The following is a 17,429-nucleotide window of genomic DNA, read 5'->3' as shown; positions in this document are numbered from 1 at the left end:
CCCGGCCGCGCCCGCGATCCCTTCCGGCCCCGGCCGGGCGGGGCGCCGGGACCATGGAAGGTGGGTCGGTTGACGCGGTTTTTACCGTCCCGCTATACTTTCATGTCTCGGCAGGCCGTCCTTCGGCCTGCCGTCGTTTTCACGTCCGGCCCCGGTCCGCGGGGCCCCAAGCAGAAGAACCTTAGAATGGCGACGATCAACCAGCTGGTCCGCAAGCCGCGGCAGGCGGAAACGTACAAGAGCGCCTCGCCGGCACTGGAGAAGTGCCCGCAGCGCCGCGGTGTCTGCACCCGCGTCTACACCACCACCCCGAAGAAGCCGAACTCGGCCCTGCGTAAGGTCGCCAAGGTGCGCCTGACCAACGGCTACGAGGTCATCTCGTACATCGGCGGCGAAGGCCACAACCTCCAGGAGCACTCCGTGGTGCTGATCCGCGGCGGCCGCGTCAAGGACCTGCCGGGCGTGCGTTACCACACCGTCCGCGGTTCGCTGGATGCCGCCGGCGTCACCAAGCGTCGCCAGGGCCGTTCGAAGTACGGCGCCAAGCGCCCGAAGAGCTAATCGAGGAAGCCCGACATGTCCCGTAAAGGTTCCACCCCCCAGCGCTCCGTCCTGCCCGATCCCAAGCACGGGAGCGAGACCATCGCCCGCTTCATCAACATGGTGATGAAGAGCGGCAAGAAGTCGATCGCCGAGAACATCGTGTACGACGCGATGGAAGTGATCGGCCAGAAGAACCCCAACGCCATCGAGCTGGTGCAGAAGGCGCTGGACAACGTCGCCCCCGCGGTCGAGGTCAAGTCCCGTCGCGTCGGTGGCGCGACCTACCAGGTGCCGGTCGAGGTTCGCGCCTCCCGCCGCCTGGCCCTGGCCATGCGCTGGGTGATCGATTCGGCCCGCAAGCGCGGCGAGAACTCGATGGCCCGCAAGCTGGCCGGCGAGCTGCTGGACGCGGCCGAGAACCGCGGTGGCGCGATCAAGAAGCGCGAAGAGACCCACCGCATGGCCGAGGCCAACAAGGCCTTCGCCCACTACCGCTGGTAACAGCCCGCGGGCCCCTGGCGGGCCCGCGCGACCAGCCCGGACGGCGCGGCATGTTCCGCGCCCTCCGCATTTCAGGGGGTGCCGCGCAGCCGGCCCCTGCAACCGAAACGCCAAGCTAACGAGAGGCTCCCCGTGGCCCGCACTACTCCCATCGAGCGTTACCGCAATTTCGGCATCATGGCCCACATCGATGCCGGCAAGACCACCACGTCCGAGCGCATCCTGTTCTACACCGGCAAGAGCCACAAGATCGGTGAAGTGCACGATGGCGCCGCGACCATGGACTGGATGGAGCAGGAGCAGGAGCGTGGCATCACGATCCAGTCCGCTGCCACCACCGCGTTCTGGAAGGGCATGGACAAGTCCTTCCCGGAGCACCGCTTCAACATCATCGACACCCCCGGGCACGTGGACTTCACCATCGAGGTGGAGCGCTCGCTGCGCGTGCTGGACGGCGCGGTGTTCGTGCTGTGCGCCGTCGGCGGCGTGCAGCCGCAGTCGGAGACCGTGTGGCGCCAGGCCAACAAGTACCACGTGCCGCGCATCGCGTTCGTCAACAAGATGGACCGCACCGGTGCCAACTTCTTCAAGGTCCGTGACCAGCTGAAGTCGCGCCTGGGTGCCGTGCCGGTCCCGATGCAGATCCCGATCGGCGCCGAGGACAATTTCGTCGGCGTGGTCGACCTGGTCAAGATGAAGGCCATCCACTGGGACGAGAAGACCCAGGGCATGACCTTCGAGTACCGCGACATCCCGGAAGAGCTGAAGGCCCAGGCCGAGGAAGCCCGTTCGTACATGGTCGAGTCCGCGGCCGAGGCGAACGAGGAGCTGATGGACAAGTACCTGGGCGGCGAGGAGCTGACCGAGGACGAGATCTACAGCGCCCTGCGCCAGCGCACCCTGGCCACCGAGATCGTGCCGATGTTCTGCGGCTCGGCGTTCAAGAACAAGGGCGTGCAGGCCATGCTCGACGGCGTGGTCAAGCTGCTGCCGTCGCCGGTCGACGTGCCGGCGGTGAAGGGCGTCGACATGGACGACGAGACCAAGGAGATGACCCGCGAGTCGTCCGACAAGGCTCCGTTCTCGGCCCTGGCGTTCAAGATCATGACCGACCCGTTCGTCGGTTCGCTGACCTTCTTCCGCGTCTACTCCGGCACCCTGAGCGCCGGCGACCAGGTGCTGAACTCGGTCAAGAACAAGAAGGAGCGCATCGGCCGCCTGCTGCAGATGCACTCCAACCAGCGCGACGAGATCAAGGAAGTGCTGGCCGGCGACATCGCCGCCGCGGTGGGCCTGAAGGACGTCACCACCGGTGACACCCTGTGCGCCATCGACGCCCCGATCGTCCTGGAGCGCATGGCGTTCCCGGAGCCGGTGATCTCGATGGCCGTGGAGCCGAAGACCAAGTCCGACCAGGAGAAGATGGGCAACGCCCTGAGCCGCCTGGCCCAGGAAGACCCGTCGTTCCGCGTCCGCACCGACGAGGAGTCCGGCCAGACCATCATCTCGGGCATGGGCGAGCTGCACCTGGACATCATCGTCGACCGCCTGAAGCGCGAGTTCAACGTCGAGGCCAACGTCGGCAAGCCGCAGGTCGCCTACCGCGAGACCATCCGCTCCAGCGACGTCAAGTCGGACTACAAGCACGCCAAGCAGTCCGGTGGTAAGGGCCAGTACGGCCACGTCGTGATCGAGATGTCGCCGATCACCGCCGAGGACCGCGAGAAGTACGCCGACCTGATCAAGGACGACTTCCTGTTCCTCAACGAGATCACCGGCGGCGTGATCCCGAAGGAGTTCATCCCGTCGGTCGAGAAGGGCCTGCGCGAGACCATCACCAGCGGCCCGCTGGCCGGCTTCCCGGTCGTCGGCGTCAAGGTCAAGCTGGTCTTCGGTTCGTACCACGACGTCGACTCGTCGGAAATGGCGTTCAAGCTGGCCGCCTCGATGGCGTTCAAGCAGGGCTTCGCCAAGGCCAGCCCGGTGCTGCTGGAGCCGATCATGAAGGTCGAGATCGTCAGTCCCGAGGATTACCTGGGCGACGTCATGGGCGACGTGAGCCGCCGCCGCGGCGTGCTGCAGGGCCAGGACGACAGCCCGTCGGGCAAGATCATCAACGCGATGATCCCGATGAGCGAGATGTTCGGCTACGCCACCGCGCTGCGCTCGATGACCCAGGGCCGCGCCACCTTCTCGATGGAGTTCGACCACTACGAGGAAGCGCCGAACAACATCGCCGAGACGGTGATCAAGAAGGCGTAAGCGGCGGCGCCCCCGGGCGCGCACATACCAGGCAGGCCATCCCCCGGGGTGGCCCTGCCTCCCAGGAAAAATCCAAGTACAAGAGGTATTTCACCAATGTCCAAGGGTAAGTTCGAGCGCACCAAGCCGCACGTGAACGTCGGCACCATCGGCCACGTTGACCATGGCAAGACCACGCTGACGGCCGCGCTGACGAAGGTCGGTGCCGAGCGTTTCGGCGGCGAGTTCCACGCGTACGACGCGATCGACAAGGCGCCGGAAGAGAAGGCCCGCGGCATCACGATCTCGACCTCGCACGTCGAGTACGAACCCCCGACCCGCCACTACGCGCACGTGGACTGCCCGGGCCACGCCGACTACGTGAAGAACATGATCACCGGTGCGGCGCAGATGGACGGCGCGATCCTGGTGGTGTCGGCGGCTGACGGCCCGATGCCGCAGACCCGCGAGCACATCCTGCTGGCCCGCCAGGTGGGCGTGCCGTACATCGTGGTCTTCCTGAACAAGGCGGACATGGTGGACGACGCCGAGCTGCTGGAGCTGGTGGAGATGGAAGTCCGCGAGCTGCTGAGCAAGTACGACTTCCCGGGCGACGACACCCCGATCATCAAGGGTTCGGCGCTGAAGGCGCTGGAAGGCGACCAGTCGGAGATCGGCGTTCCGGCGATCATCCAGCTGGTGGACGCGCTGGACAGCTACATCCCGACCCCGGAGCGCGACGTTGACAAGCCGTTCCTGATGCCGGTCGAGGACGTGTTCTCGATCTCGGGCCGCGGCACCGTGGTGACCGGCCGCATCGAGCGCGGCGTGATCAAGGTGGGCGACGAAGTGGAAATCGTCGGCATCCGTCCGACCCAGAAGACCACCGTCACCGGCGTGGAGATGTTCCGCAAGCTGCTGGACCAGGGTCAGGCGGGCGACAACGCGGGCCTGCTGCTGCGCGGCACCAAGCGTGACGAGGTCGAGCGTGGCCAGGTGCTGGCCAAGCCGGGCACGATCACCCCGCACACCGACTTCGAGGCCGAGGTGTACGTGCTGTCGAAGGACGAGGGCGGCCGCCACACCCCGTTCTTCAAGGGCTACCGTCCGCAGTTCTACTTCCGCACCACCGACATCACTGGCGCCGTCCAGCTGCCGGAGGGCGTGGAGATGGTGATGCCGGGCGACAACGTGAAGATGTCGGTGTCGCTGATCAACCCGGTGGCCATGGACGAGGGCCTGCGCTTCGCGATCCGCGAGGGTGGCCGTACCGTCGGCGCCGGCGTGGTCGCCAAGATCCTGAAGTAAGCCCCTGCGGGATCCCGGCGACGGGCTCCGCCGCCGGAGAAAGCGCGAAGGGCGGGCCGGAACCCCGGTCCGCCTTCGCCGTCTAAGGGAAGGTCGAGGTTCACGCGTACGCCAGTAGCTCAATTGGCAGAGCAGCGGTCTCCAAAACCGCAGGTTGGGGGTTCGAGTCCCTCCTGGCGTGCCACTTCCCCCGCGACGCGGGGCCGCAACGGTCCCCGCGCCGCAACAGTCAAGAGAGCGACAGCGACTTGAACAGCAAGATCGATCCGGCACAGACCGCCACCAGCGGCGGCGACATGGTCAAGTACGCGCTCGCGGCGCTGCTGGTGCTCGGCGGGCTGTTCGTGTGGTTCTGGTTCGGTGACGCCGCCCGTGCGGCCCGGCTGGGCCAGTGGGCCGGCCAGCTGCGGGCCCTCGCCGTCATCGCCGGCCTGGTCGCCGGCACCTTCGTGTTCATGCTCAGCGCCAAGGGCCGCTCCATGCGCGAGTTCCTGGCCGAGTCGCGCTTCGAGCTGCGCAAGGTCGTGTGGCCGACCCGCCAGGAGGCCACCCGCATGACCTGGGTCGTGGTCGCCGTGGTCGTGGTCCTGAGCCTGATCCTTGCTGGCTTCGATTTCTTCGTTAAGTGGGCGATCGAGCTGTTCCTGAACTTCGGCCGCTGAGGAGAATGTCCAAGTGAAGCGTTGGTACGTGGTCCACGCCTATTCCGGCTTCGAGAAGTCCGTCGCCCAGGCCCTGCGCGACCGCATCGCCATGTACGGCATGGAAGACCGCTTCGGCGAAGTGCTGGTCCCGACCGAGGAAGTGGTGGAGATGCGCTCCGGCCAGAAGCGCCGTTCCGAGCGCAAGTTCTTCCCGGGCTACGTGCTGGTCCAGATCGAGACCCACGACGAGAACGGCATCCCGCGCATCGACAGCGAGAGCTGGCACCTGGTCAAGGAGACCTCCAAGGTCATGGGCTTCATCGGCGGCACCGCCGACCGCCCGCTGCCGATCCGCGACGACGAGGCCGCCGCCATCCTGGATCGCGTCCAGGAAGGCGTGGAGAAGCCGCGCCCGAAGGTCCTGTTCGAGCCGGGCCAGATGGTCCGCGTCATCGACGGCCCGTTCAACGACTTCAACGGCGTGGTCGAGGAAGTCAATTACGAGAAGAGCCGCCTGCGCGTGGCCGTGCTCATCTTCGGCCGCTCCACCCCGGTGGAGCTGGAGTTCGGCCAGGTCGAGAAGGCCTGAGCCGCCGGCCCCGGCAACGGGGCCCCAAAGCTGGTATACTGCGCGGCTTCCTGTCCGGACAGCCGGGCTGCCCCGACGGCCGCCACCCAGGCGGCCTTTCGCGCGACGGGGTACATGAGTTCTACGCGAGGCCGGGACGCGTGATTTTCCCGGAACGATGGGGAGCCTGAACAGGCGTCAGCACCCGGAGATAAACAAAAATGGCAAAGAAAGTCGTCGGTTACATCAAGCTGCAGGTGAAGGCCGGCCAGGCCAACCCCTCGCCGCCGGTCGGTCCCGCGCTGGGCCAGCGCGGCCTGAACATCATGGAGTTCTGCAAGGCGTTCAACGCCGCCACGCAGAAGATGGAGCCGGGCCTGCCGATTCCGGTGGTCATCACCGCCTACTCGGACCGCACCTTCACCTTCATCACCAAGACGCCGCCGGCGACCATCCTGCTGAAGAAGGCCGCGGGCATCACCAGCGGTTCCAAGCGTCCGAACACCGACAAGGTCGGCAAGGTCACCCGCGCCCAGCTCGAGGAGATCGCCAAGGCGAAGGAACCCGACCTGACCGCGGCCGACCTGGATGCGGCGGTTCGTACCATCGCGGGCTCGGCCCGTTCGATGGGGCTGGTGGTGGAGGGGTGAGCACATGGCACTGAACAAGCGACAGAAGGCGATCAAGGCGGCGGTCGAGCCGGGCAAGGCTTACCCCATCGACGAGGCGCTGAAGATCATCAAGGGCTTCACCAAGGCCAAGTTCGTCGAGTCGGTCGACGTGGCCGTGCGCCTGGGCGTGGACGCCAAGAAGTCGGACCAGCAGGTCCGCGGCTCCACCGTGCTGCCGGCCGGTACCGGCAAGAGCGTGCGCGTGGCCGTGTTCTGCCCGCCGGGCGCCAAGGCTGACGAGGCCCTGGCCGCCGGCGCCGACGCCGTCGGCATGGACGACCTGGCCGAGAAGATGCAGGCCGGCGACCTGAACTACGACGTGGTCATCGCCACCCCGGACGCCATGCGCGTGGTCGGCAAGCTGGGCCAGGTGCTGGGCCCGCGCGGCCTGATGCCGAACCCGAAGGTCGGCACCGTGTCGCCGAACCCGGCCGAGGCGGTGAAGAACGCCAAGTCGGGCCAGGTCCGCTACCGCACCGACAAGGCCGGCATCATCCACGCCACCATCGGCAAGGCCGACTTCGCCGACGAGGCGCTGAAGTCGAACCTGCAGGCGCTGCTGCTGGACCTGATCAAGGCCAAGCCGGCGACCTCCAAGGGCCAGTACCTGCAGAAGATCTCGCTCAGCTCGACCATGGGCCCGGGCGTGACCATCGACCAGGGTTCGCTGTCCCTGAAGTGATGCAACGGCGCGCCCGCGCATGCGCGGGCGCCTTTGCGTTGCACCACCCCGGCGCAGGCCGGGAACCAGCGCCCCCGGGGCACGCCCGGGGCGCTGGAAGCTGAAGACACCCGGGTCCCGGCTCCGGCCGGGACCAGGGTGAAGGAATCACCGCTGCCGCTTCGGGCTCCGCCCCGGGACGGTGGCGGCTTTTGAGGGCAGTCGGCGCCGCCACGGGCCGACAGCCGTCAAAGACCGCAGGTGCGGTCGGCGCACATCGACGACGGGCACGGATTGCTCGCTATGGCAGGGAATCGCCGTCGGTGCAGCGGGGCTGCTTAATCGGGTCCCCGGGACCTGGCCTGCGTAGATGGTGCCGCCTTCTGGATGTGTTTCCGGCACGACCGAACCTTCGGACGTACGGGTCAGAAAGGCCAGCACCGGGATGCCCCGGGCATCCCCGGCGCGCAGGGAGGGGCGCCGCCAAGGACCGCAAGCGGCAGGAGCCGCGAGCGGAGTTCATACGGAGGAGTGTTATGGCTCTCAATCTGTCCCAGAAGAAGGAAGTCGTCGCCGAACTGGCCGACGTCGCCGCCAACGCGCACTCCCTGATCGCCGCCGAGTACGCTGGCACCACGGTCGAGCAGATGACCGCGATGCGCAAGAAGGCCCGCGAAACCGGCGTGTTCCTGAAGGTTGTCAAGAACACGCTGGTCGCGCGCGCCGTCGAAGGCACGGAATACGAGTGCGCCAAGGACGCGCTCGTGGGTCCGCTGCTGTATGCGTTCTCGACCGAGGAGCCCGGCGCCGCCGGCCGCCTGATCAAGGAGTTCGCCAAGACCAACGACAAGCTCAAGCCGAAGGTGGTCGCCATGGGCGGCCAGCTGTACCCGGCGAGCCACGTCGAGGTCCTGGCTTCGCTGCCGACCCGCGAGCAGGCCCTGGCCATGCTGGCCCGCGTCCTGGCCGAGCCGGTCACCATGTTCGCCCGCGCGGTCAAGGCCGTCGGCGAGAAGCAGGGTGGCGGCGAGGCTGCGCCGGCCGAGGCTGCCGCCGAGACCGCGTAAGCGTCATCGACGATTTCCGAATCCCTTTCCAGAAAACATTCAGAAGGTAATCACAATGTCCCTTACCAACGAGCAGATCGTCGAAGCCATCGCCGGCAAGACCCTGATGGAAGTGATGGAGCTGGTCAAGGCCATCGAAGAGAAGTTCGGCGTCTCCGCCGCCGCCCCGGTCGCCGTGGCCGCCGGCCCGGTCGCCGCTGGTCCGGCCGCCGAGGAGCAGACCGAGTTCACCGTGGTCCTGAAGGCCGCCGGCGACAAGAAGGTCGAGGTCATCAAGGCCGTCCGCGCCATCACCGGCCTGGGCCTGAAGGAGGCCAAGGACCTGGTCGAGGGCGCCCCGAAGGACGTCAAGGAAGGCGTGTCGAAGGAAGACGCCGAGAAGTTCAAGAAGGAACTGGAAGCCGCCGGCGCCACCGTCGAGCTCAAGTAAGCAGTACCTTGCATCGCCGGAACGCTCGGTGATGCGCCAAAGGCTGGGGGCGAAAGCCCCCGGCCTTCGGTCGTTTCCGGGGCCCATGGCTCCGAAGGGGCCCCGCGAGGGGCCTGCAGTACAGAAAACCCAGTTCCGCACAGGGGAGCTGGTAGTCGGAAGTAGCGGGAGATGGCGTGCTGGTGCCGGCAATACCAGCGACTACCGACTGACAGCTTCATGTTCCCCCGGGTCCGCGGACGCGCGGCCCGCACTGCCAAAGGTGGTACATCCATGACGACGTATTCGTTCACCGAGAAGAAGCGCATCCGCAAGGACTTCGGCAAGCAGCGCTCCATCCTCGAGGTGCCGTTCCTGCTGGCCATCCAGGTCGATTCGTACCGCGAATTCCTGCAGGCCGACACCGACCCCGCCAAGCGCCGCGACACCGGCCTGCACGCGGCGCTGAAGTCGGTGTTCCCGATCGTCAGCTACAGCGGCAACGCCGCGCTGGAGTACGTCGGCTACAAGCTCGGCGAGCCCGTGTTCGACGAGCGCGAGTGCCGCAACCGCGGCCTGTCCTACGGCGCCCCGCTGCGCGTGACCGTGCGCCTGGTGATCTACGACCGCGAGTCCTCCACCAAGGCGATCAAGTACGTCAAGGAGCAGGAGGTCTACCTCGGCGAGATCCCGCTGATGACCGAGCACGGCACGTTCATCGTGAACGGCACCGAGCGCGTCATCGTCTCGCAGCTGCACCGCAGCCCGGGCGTGTTCTTCGACCATGACCGCGGCAAGACCCACAGCTCGGGCAAGCTGCTGTACAGCGCCCGCATCATCCCCTACCGCGGCTCCTGGCTGGACTTCGAGTTCGACCCGAAGGACGCCCTGTACACCCGCATCGACCGTCGCCGCAAGCTGCCGGTGACCATCCTGCTGCGCGCCCTCGGCTACAACAACGAGGAGATGCTGCGCGCCTTCTTCGAGATCAACACCTTCCACATCCTGCCGGAAGGCGTGCAGCTGGAACTGGTGCCGGAGCGCCTGCGCGGCGAAACCCTGGGCTTCGACCTGTCCGACGGCGAGAAGGTCATCGTCGAGGCCGGCAAGCGCATCACCGCGCGCCACGTGCGCCAGCTGGAGCAGTCGGGCATCACCGCGCTGGCGGTGCCGGACGAGTACCTGCTGGGCCGCATCCTGGCCCACGACGTGGTCGACGCCAACACCGGCGAGCTGCTGGCCGCCGCCAACGACGAGATCACCGACGAGCACCTGGCCGCGTTCCGCAAGGCCGGCGTGTCCAGCATCGGCACCCTGTGGGTGAACGACCTCGACCGCGGCCCGTACCTGTCCAACACCTTGCGCATCGACCCGACCCGCACCCAGCTGGAGGCGCTGGTCGAGATCTACCGCATGATGCGCCCGGGCGAGCCGCCGACCAAGGAAGCGGCCCAGAACCTGTTCCACAACCTGTTCTTCACCTTCGAGCGCTACGACCTGTCGGCCGTGGGCCGGATGAAGTTCAACCGCCGCGTCGGCCGCAAGGACGTCGTCGGCCCGGCCGTGCTGTACGACCACAAGTACTTCGCCGAGCGCGCCGACGACGAGTCCAAGGCGCTGGTGTCCGAGCAGGGCGAGACCTCGGACATCCTCGACGTGCTGCGCGTGCTGACCGAGATCCGCAACGGCCGCGGCGTGGTCGACGACATCGACCACCTGGGCAACCGCCGCGTGCGTTCGGTCGGCGAGATGGCCGAGAACGTGTTCCGCGTGGGCCTGGTCCGCGTCGAGCGCGCGGTCAAGGAGCGCCTGTCGATGGCCGAGTCCGAGGGCCTGACCCCGCAGGAGCTGATCAACGCCAAGCCGGTGGCCGCCGCGATCAAGGAGTTCTTCGGCTCCTCGCAGCTGTCGCAGTTCATGGACCAGAACAACCCGCTGTCGGAGGTCACCCACAAGCGCCGCGTCTCGGCGCTGGGCCCGGGCGGCCTGACCCGCGAGCGCGCCGGCTTCGAGGTGCGCGACGTGCACCCGACCCACTACGGCCGCGTCTGCACCATCGAGACCCCGGAAGGCCCGAACATCGGCCTGATCAACTCGCTGGCCGTGTTCGCCCGCACCAACCAGTACGGCTTCCTGGAGACGCCGTACCGCAAGGTCGTGGACGGCCGCATCACCGACGAGGTCGAGTACCTGTCGGCGATCGAGGAGAACGAGTACGTCATCGCCCAGGTCAACGCCGCCCATGACAAGGAAGGCCGCCTGACCGAGGCCTTCGTGCCGTGCCGCCACCAGGGCGAGTCGCTGCTGAAGCCGGCCTCCGAGATCCACTACATGGACGTGTCGCCGATGCAGACCGTGTCGGTCGCCGCGGCGCTGGTCCCGTTCCTGGAGCACGACGACGCCAACCGCGCGCTGATGGGCGCCAACATGCAGCGCCAGGCGGTCCCGACCCTGCGTGCCCAGACCCCGCTGGTCGGCACCGGCATCGAGCGCGCCGTGGCGCGCGACTCGGGCGTGACCGTGAACGCCCGCCGCGGCGGCGAGGTTGTGCAGGTCGACGCCGGCCGCATCGTGGTCAAGGTCAACGAGGAGGAGATCTCCGGCGAGCAGGATGCCGGCGTCGACATCTACACCCTGACCAAGTACACCCGCTCCAACCAGAACACCTGCATCAACCAGCGTCCGCTGGTGCACGTGGGCGACGTGGTCGCGCGCGGCGACGTGCTGGCCGACGGCCCGTCGACCGACATCGGCGAGCTGGCCCTCGGCCAGAACATGCTGATCGCGTTCATGCCGTGGAACGGCTACAACTTCGAGGACTCGATCCTGCTGTCGGAGCGCGTGGTCCAGGAGGACCGCTACACCACGATCCACATCGAGGAGCTGACCTGCGTCGCCCGCGACACCAAGCTGGGCCCGGAGGAAATCACCGCCGACATCCCGAACGTGTCCGAGCAGGCCCTGGGCCGCCTGGACGAGTCGGGCGTGGTGTACATCGGCGCCGAGGTGCGCGCCGGCGACATCCTGGTGGGCAAGGTCACGCCGAAGGGCGAGAGCCAGCTGACCCCCGAGGAGAAGCTGCTGCGCGCGATCTTCGGCGAGAAGGCCTCCGACGTTAAGGACAGCTCGCTGCGCGTGCCGCCGGGCATGGACGGCACCGTCATCGACGTGCAGGTCTTCACCCGCGACGGCATCGAGAAGGACAAGCGCGCCAAGCAGATCGAGGAAAACGAGATCCGCCGCGTCAAGAAGGACTTCGACGACCAGTTCCGCATCCTCGAGGCGGCGATCTACGCGCGCCTGCGCACCCAGATCGTGGGCAAGGTCGCCAACGGCGGCCCGGGCCTGAAGAAGGGCGACACCATCACCGACGCCTACCTGGACGGCCTGAAGAAGTCCGACTGGTTCGCCCTGCGCATGAAGGACGACGACGCCGCCGAGGCGATCGAACGCGCGCAGAAGCAGATCCAGGCCCACGAGAAGGAGTTCGAGCGCCGCTTCGCCGACAAGCGCGGCAAGATCACCCAGGGCGACGACCTGGCCCCGGGCGTGCTGAAGATGGTCAAGGTGTTCCTGGCCGTGAAGCGCCGCATCCAGCCGGGCGACAAGATGGCCGGCCGCCACGGCAACAAGGGCGTCGTGTCCAACGTGGTCCCGGTCGAGGACATGCCGTACATGGCCGACGGCACCCCGGTCGACATCTGCCTCAACCCGCTGGGCGTGCCTTCGCGCATGAACATCGGCCAGATCCTCGAGGTGCACCTGGGCTGGGCCGCCAAGGGCCTGGGCAAGCGCATCCAGAAGATGCTGGACGAGCAGCGCGCCGTGTCCGAGCTGCGCGAGTTCCTGGGCAAGGTCTACAACCACGACAACGAGCTGTTCGGCCAGCGCGTGGACCTGTCGCAGTTCAGCGACGAGGAGCTGGTGGCGATGGCGCGCAACCTCACCGACGGCGTGCCGATGGCCACCCCGGTGTTCGACGGCGCCCACGAGGAGGAGATCCGGCAGATGCTGGAGCTGGCCTACCCGGACGACGACCCGGAGACCGCCCGCCTCGGCTTCAACGCCAGCAAGACCCAGATGCAGCTGTACGACGGCCGCACCGGCGAGGCGTTCGACCGCAAGACCACGGTCGGCTACATGCACTACCTGAAGCTGAACCACCTGGTCGACGACAAGATGCACGCCCGCTCCACCGGCCCGTACTCGCTGGTCACCCAGCAGCCGCTGGGCGGCAAGGCGCAGTTCGGCGGCCAGCGCTTCGGCGAGATGGAAGTGTGGGCGCTGGAAGCCTACGGCGCGGCATACACCCTGCAGGAAATGCTGACGGTGAAGTCCGACGACGTGCAGGGCCGCAACCAGATGTACAAGAACATCGTCGACGGCAACCACGAGATGGTCGCGGGCATGCCGGAGTCCTTCAACGTTCTGGTGAAGGAAATCCGCTCGCTGGCCATCAACATGGAGTTGGAGGACGAGTAAGGCGCGCGGCGCGGCCCGCCACGGACGGGCCGCGCTTCCCCCGAATCGCCCGATCGACCGCCTTTACTCCTGACGGAGACAAGAAATGAAAGACCTGCTCAACCTCTTCAACCAGCAGCGCCAGACGCTGGACTTCGACGCGATCAAGATCGCCCTGGCTTCGCCGGACCTGATCCGCTCGTGGTCCTTCGGCGAGGTGAAGAAGCCCGAGACGATCAACTACCGCACCTTCAAGCCGGAGCGCGACGGCCTGTTCTGCGCGGCCATCTTCGGCCCGATCAAGGACTACGAGTGCCTGTGCGGCAAGTACAAGCGCATGAAGCACCGTGGCGTGGTCTGCGAGAAGTGCGGCACCGAGGTCACCCTGGCCAAGGTCCGCCGCGAGCGCATGGGCCACATCGACCTGGCCTCGCCGGTCGCGCACATCTGGTTCCTGAAGTCGCTGCCGTCCCGCATCGGCCTGATGCTGGACATGACCCTGCGCGACATCGAGCGCATCCTGTACTTCGAGGCCTACGTGGTCACCGAGCCGGGCCTGACCCCGCTCGAGCGCCGCCAGCTGCTGACCGAAGAGCAGTACATGCAGGCGCGCCAGGAGCACGGCGACGACTTCGACGCCGCCATGGGCGCCGAGGCGATCTACGAGCTGCTGCGCACCATCGACCTGCAGGCCGAGATGGCGCGCCTGCGCGAGGAGATCGCCGCCACCGGTTCGGAGACCAAGCTCAAGCGCCTGACCAAGCGCATCAAGCTGATCGAGGCGTTCATCGAGTCCGGCAACCGTCCGGAGTGGATGGTCATGACCGTGCTGCCGGTGCTGCCGCCGGACCTGCGCCCGCTGGTCCCGCTGGACGGCGGCCGCTTCGCGACCTCCGACCTGAACGACCTGTACCGCCGCGTCATCAACCGCAACAACCGCCTGCGCCGCCTGCTGGAGCTCAACGCGCCCGACATCATCGTGCGCAACGAGAAGCGCATGCTGCAGGAGTCGGTTGACGCGCTGATGGACAACGGCCGCCGCGGCCGCGCCATCACCGGCACCAACAAGCGCCCGCTCAAGTCGCTGGCCGACATGATCAAGGGCAAGCAGGGCCGCTTCCGCCAGAACCTGCTCGGCAAGCGCGTCGACTACTCGGGCCGTTCGGTCATCGTGGTCGGCCCGTACCTGCGCCTGCACCAGTGCGGCCTGCCGAAGAAGATGGCGCTGGAGCTGTTCAAGCCGTTCGTGTTCGCCAAGCTGCAGCGCCGCGGCCTGGCCACCACCATCAAGGCCGCCAAGAAGCTGGTCGAGCGCGAAGAGGCCGAGGTGTGGGACATCCTCGAGGAGGTCATCCGCGAGCACCCGGTGCTGCTGAACCGCGCCCCGACCTTGCACCGCCTGGGCATCCAGGCGTTCGAGCCGGTGCTGATCGAGGGCAAGGCCATCCAGCTGCACCCCCTGGTCTGCACCGCGTTCAACGCCGACTTCGACGGCGACCAGATGGCCGTGCACGTCCCGCTGAGCCTCGAGGCCCAGCTGGAGGCGCGCGCCCTGATGATGTCGACCAACAACATCCTGTCGCCCGCCAACGGCGAGCCGATCATCGTGCCGTCGCAGGACGTGGTGCTCGGCCTGTACTACATGACCCGCGCCCTGGAGAACAAGAAGGGCGAGGGCATGGTGTTCGCCAACGTGGCCGAGGTTAAGCGCGCCTACGACAACCGCGTGGTCGAGCTGCACGCCAAGGTCAAGGTCCGCATCACCGAGGTGGTGAAGGACGAGGCCGGCAACAAGCACAAGAAGGCGACGATCGTGGATACCACGGTCGGCCGCGCCCTGCTGGCCGAGATCCTGCCGGAGGGCCTGCCGTTCGAGCTGGCCAACACCGAGCTGACCAAGAAGAACATCAGCCGCCTGATCAACAGCTGCTACCGCCGCCTGGGCCTGAAGGACACCGTGGTGTTCGCCGACCAGCTGATGTACACCGGCTTCAGCTTCGCCACCCGCGCCGGCGTGTCGATCGGCATCGACGACATGCTGATCCCGGAGGAGAAGAAGAGCATCCTCGCCGAGGCCGAGGCCGAGGTGCTGGAGATCCAGGAGCAGTACCAGAGCGGCCTGGTCACCGCCGGCGAGCGCTACAACAAGGTGGTCGACATCTGGTCGCGCACCAACGAGCGCATCGCCAAGGCGATGATGGAGACCATCGGCACCGACAAGGTGGTCAACGCCAAGGGCGAGGAAGTCGCGCAGAAGTCGATGAACTCGCTGTACATCATGGCCGACTCCGGTGCCCGTGGTTCGCAGGCGCAGATCCGACAGCTGGCCGGCATGCGCGGCCTGATGGCCCGCCCGGACGGCTCGATCATCGAGACCCCGATCAAGGCGAACTTCCGCGAAGGCCTGAACGTGCAGGAGTACTTCAACTCCACCCACGGCGCCCGCAAGGGCCTGGCCGACACCGCGCTGAAGACCGCCAACTCCGGTTACCTGACCCGCCGCCTGGTCGACGTGGCGCAGGACGTGGTGATCACCGAGGCCGACTGCGGCACGCTGCAGGGCCTGACCATGACCCCGATCGTGGAAGGCGGCGACGTGGTCGAGCCGCTGAAGGACCGCGTGCTGGGCCGCGTCGTGGCCGAGGACGTGTTCCTGCCGGGCAACGACGAGGACCCGATCGTCACCCGCAACACCCTGCTGGACGAGGTGTGGGTGCAGAAGCTGGAGGACGCCGGCGTCCAGTCGATCAAGGTGCGTTCGACCATCACCTGCGAATCGCCCTTCGGCGTGTGCGCGCACTGCTACGGCCGCGACCTGGCCCGTGGCCACCTGGTCAACATCGGCGAGTCGGTGGGCGTCATCGCCGCCCAGTCGATCGGCGAACCGGGTACCCAGCTGACGATGCGTACCTTCCACATCGGCGGCGCGGCTTCGCGTGCCGCCGCGGTGGACAGCATCACGGTCAAGACCACCGGCTCGATCAAGTTCAACAACCTCAAGACCGTCGAACATTCCGGCGGCCACCTGGTCGCGGTGTCGCGTTCGGGCGAAGTGTCGGTCCTCGACCCGCACGGCCGCGAGCGCGAGCGCTACAAGCTGCCGTACGGCGCCACCATCAACGTCAAGGACGGCGCCGAGGTCAAGGCCGGCCAGACCGTGGCCAACTGGGATCCGCACAACCACCCGATCGTGTCGGAAGTGGCCGGCTTCGTCCGCTTCGTTGACTTCGTCGATGGCGTCACCGTCATCGAGAAGACCGACGAACTGACCGGCCTGGCCTCGCGCGAGATCACCGATCCCAAGCGCCGCGGCTCGCAGGGCAAGGACCTGCGCCCGCTGGTCCGCATCGTCGACAAGGACGGCAACGACCTGACCATCCCGGGCACCGACCTGCCGGCGCAGTACCTGCTGCCGCCGCGCTCGGTGGTGAACCTGCAGGACGGCGCCCCGGTGGGCGTGGGCGACGTGGTCGCCAAGATCCCGCAGGAAGCGTCCAAGACCCGCGACATCACCGGTGGTCTGCCGCGCGTGGCCGACCTGTTCGAGGCGCGCAAGCCGAAGGATCCGGCGATCCTGGCCGAGAAGTCCGGCGTGGTCAGCTTCGGCAAGGACACCAAGGGCAAGCAGCGCCTGATCATCAAGGGACCGGACGGCGAGGAGCACGAGGAGCTGATCCCGAAGTACCGCCAGATCATCGTGTTCGAGGGCGAGCACGTGACCAAGGGCGAGACCATCGTGGACGGCGAGCCGAGCCCGCAGGACATCCTGCGCCTGAAGGGCGTGGAGGACCTGGCCGCGTACCTGGTCAAGGAGATCCAGGACGTCTACCGCCTGCAGGGCGTGAAGATCAACGACAAGCACATCGAGGTGATCACCCGCCAGATGCTGCGCAAGGTCGAGATCACCGACCAGGGCGATTCCAAGTTCCTCAACGGCGAGCAGGTGGAGAAGCAGCGCGTGATCGAGGAGAACGCGCGCCTGGTGGCCCGCGGCGAGATCCCGGCCAAGTACGAGCCGGTGCTGCTGGGCATCACCAAGGCCTCGCTGGCGACCGAGTCGTTCATCTCGGCGGCCTCCTTCCAGGAGACCACCCGCGTGCTGACCGAGGCGGCCGTCCGCGGCACCCGCGACAACCTGCGCGGCCTGAAGGAGAACGTCATCGTCGGCCGCCTGATCCCGGCGGGTACCGGCCTGGCCTACCACAGCAAGCGCCGCCGCAACGCCACCGGCCTGACCGAGTCGGAGCTGGAGGCGCTGTCCGGCGGCTCCGAGCCGGCGGCGGTGGCCGAGGCCGAGGCGCCGGAGGCGGCCGCCCCGTCCCAGGAGGACGCGGCGGAGTGATGCACCCGGCCGC

At 67.3% G+C, this 17,429-nt stretch carries 12 protein-coding genes and 1 tRNA gene; all 13 read left to right on the top strand.

The features are described from left to right. Nucleotides 1–186 precede the first annotated feature (186 nt). The 13 genes from rpsL (at nucleotide 187) to rpoC (ending at nucleotide 17,416) form a co-directional block, all read left to right on the top strand. Nucleotides 187–561, top strand: coding sequence for a 30S ribosomal protein S12 (gene rpsL, locus B351_RS0115430; RefSeq protein WP_013536001.1), 375 nt, complete (start codon nucleotides 187–189; stop codon nucleotides 559–561). A gap of 15 nt (nucleotides 562–576) precedes the next feature. After that, nucleotides 577–1,044, top strand: coding sequence for a 30S ribosomal protein S7 (gene rpsG, locus B351_RS0115425; protein WP_019399932.1), 468 nt, complete (start codon nucleotides 577–579; stop codon nucleotides 1,042–1,044). A 132-nt stretch (nucleotides 1,045–1,176) separates the two neighbouring features. Continuing rightward, the gene (fusA, locus tag B351_RS0115420) at nucleotides 1,177–3,306 is read left to right on the top strand and encodes an elongation factor G (RefSeq protein WP_026010792.1); all 2,130 of its coding nucleotides are present in this window, start codon (nucleotides 1,177–1,179) and stop codon (nucleotides 3,304–3,306) included. Between the two features lie 96 nt (nucleotides 3,307–3,402). Beyond that, a complete protein-coding gene (gene tuf, locus B351_RS0115415; RefSeq protein ID WP_019399188.1) occupies nucleotides 3,403–4,593 on the top strand; it encodes an elongation factor Tu in 1,191 nt (396 codons plus the stop codon). 108 nt (nucleotides 4,594–4,701) lie between these two features. After that, nucleotides 4,702–4,777: transfer RNA gene (locus B351_RS0115410), tRNA-Trp, on the top strand. Nucleotides 4,778–4,841: 64 nt separating this feature from the next. Next, nucleotides 4,842–5,255 carry a preprotein translocase subunit SecE gene (secE, locus tag B351_RS0115405; RefSeq protein ID WP_019399930.1) on the top strand — a complete coding sequence of 138 codons (414 nt, stop codon included), beginning with the start codon at nucleotides 4,842–4,844 and terminating at the stop codon, nucleotides 5,253–5,255. Nucleotides 5,256–5,268: 13 nt separating this feature from the next. Next, on the top strand, nucleotides 5,269–5,826 hold the full coding sequence (gene nusG / locus B351_RS0115400) for a transcription termination/antitermination protein NusG (protein ID WP_019399929.1): 558 nt from the start codon (nucleotides 5,269–5,271) through the stop codon (nucleotides 5,824–5,826). A 200-nt stretch (nucleotides 5,827–6,026) separates the two neighbouring features. After that, on the top strand, nucleotides 6,027–6,455 hold the full coding sequence (gene rplK / locus B351_RS0115390) for a 50S ribosomal protein L11 (RefSeq protein WP_019399928.1): 429 nt from the start codon (nucleotides 6,027–6,029) through the stop codon (nucleotides 6,453–6,455). A gap of 4 nt (nucleotides 6,456–6,459) precedes the next feature. Beyond that, a complete protein-coding gene (gene rplA, locus B351_RS0115385; protein WP_019399927.1) occupies nucleotides 6,460–7,158 on the top strand; it encodes a 50S ribosomal protein L1 in 699 nt (232 codons plus the stop codon). A 515-nt stretch (nucleotides 7,159–7,673) separates the two neighbouring features. Beyond that, complete coding sequence (gene rplJ, locus B351_RS0115380; protein WP_019399926.1) at nucleotides 7,674–8,204, top strand: 50S ribosomal protein L10; 531 nt, start codon at nucleotides 7,674–7,676, stop codon at nucleotides 8,202–8,204. Nucleotides 8,205–8,259: 55 nt separating this feature from the next. Further along, on the top strand, nucleotides 8,260–8,634 hold the full coding sequence (gene rplL, locus B351_RS0115375) for a 50S ribosomal protein L7/L12 (RefSeq protein WP_019399925.1): 375 nt from the start codon (nucleotides 8,260–8,262) through the stop codon (nucleotides 8,632–8,634). Between the two features lie 273 nt (nucleotides 8,635–8,907). Further along, a complete protein-coding gene (gene rpoB / locus B351_RS0115370) occupies nucleotides 8,908–13,095 on the top strand; it encodes a DNA-directed RNA polymerase subunit beta (protein ID WP_019399924.1) in 4,188 nt (1,395 codons plus the stop codon). 85 nt (nucleotides 13,096–13,180) lie between these two features. After that, the gene (rpoC, locus tag B351_RS0115365) at nucleotides 13,181–17,416 is read left to right on the top strand and encodes a DNA-directed RNA polymerase subunit beta' (RefSeq protein ID WP_019399923.1); all 4,236 of its coding nucleotides are present in this window, start codon (nucleotides 13,181–13,183) and stop codon (nucleotides 17,414–17,416) included. Nucleotides 17,417–17,429 lie beyond the last annotated feature (13 nt).

Origin of the sequence: Pseudoxanthomonas sp. GW2, from assembly GCF_000283075.1 — a bacterium.
Lineage (GTDB): Bacteria > Pseudomonadota > Gammaproteobacteria > Xanthomonadales > Xanthomonadaceae > Pseudoxanthomonas.
This window is presented reverse-complemented; position numbering and strand designations above follow the sequence as displayed.

Bases quoted from the DNA above. Each gene is read 5' to 3' on its own strand.
- rpsL (WP_013536001.1), top strand. From the start codon at position 187: ATGGCGACGATCAACCAGCTGGTCCGCAAGCCGCGGCAGGCGGAAACG.
- rpoC (WP_019399923.1), top strand. From the start codon at position 13,181: ATGAAAGACCTGCTCAACCTCTTCAACCAGCAGCGCCAGACGCTGGAC.
- rplL (WP_019399925.1), top strand. From the start codon at position 8,260: ATGTCCCTTACCAACGAGCAGATCGTCGAAGCCATCGCCGGCAAGACC.
- rplJ (WP_019399926.1), top strand. From the start codon at position 7,674: ATGGCTCTCAATCTGTCCCAGAAGAAGGAAGTCGTCGCCGAACTGGCC.
- rplK (WP_019399928.1), top strand. From the start codon at position 6,027: ATGGCAAAGAAAGTCGTCGGTTACATCAAGCTGCAGGTGAAGGCCGGC.
- tuf (WP_019399188.1), top strand. From the start codon at position 3,403: ATGTCCAAGGGTAAGTTCGAGCGCACCAAGCCGCACGTGAACGTCGGC.
- rplA (WP_019399927.1), top strand. From the start codon at position 6,460: ATGGCACTGAACAAGCGACAGAAGGCGATCAAGGCGGCGGTCGAGCCG.
- rpoB (WP_019399924.1), top strand. From the start codon at position 8,908: ATGACGACGTATTCGTTCACCGAGAAGAAGCGCATCCGCAAGGACTTC.
- rpsG (WP_019399932.1), top strand. From the start codon at position 577: ATGTCCCGTAAAGGTTCCACCCCCCAGCGCTCCGTCCTGCCCGATCCC.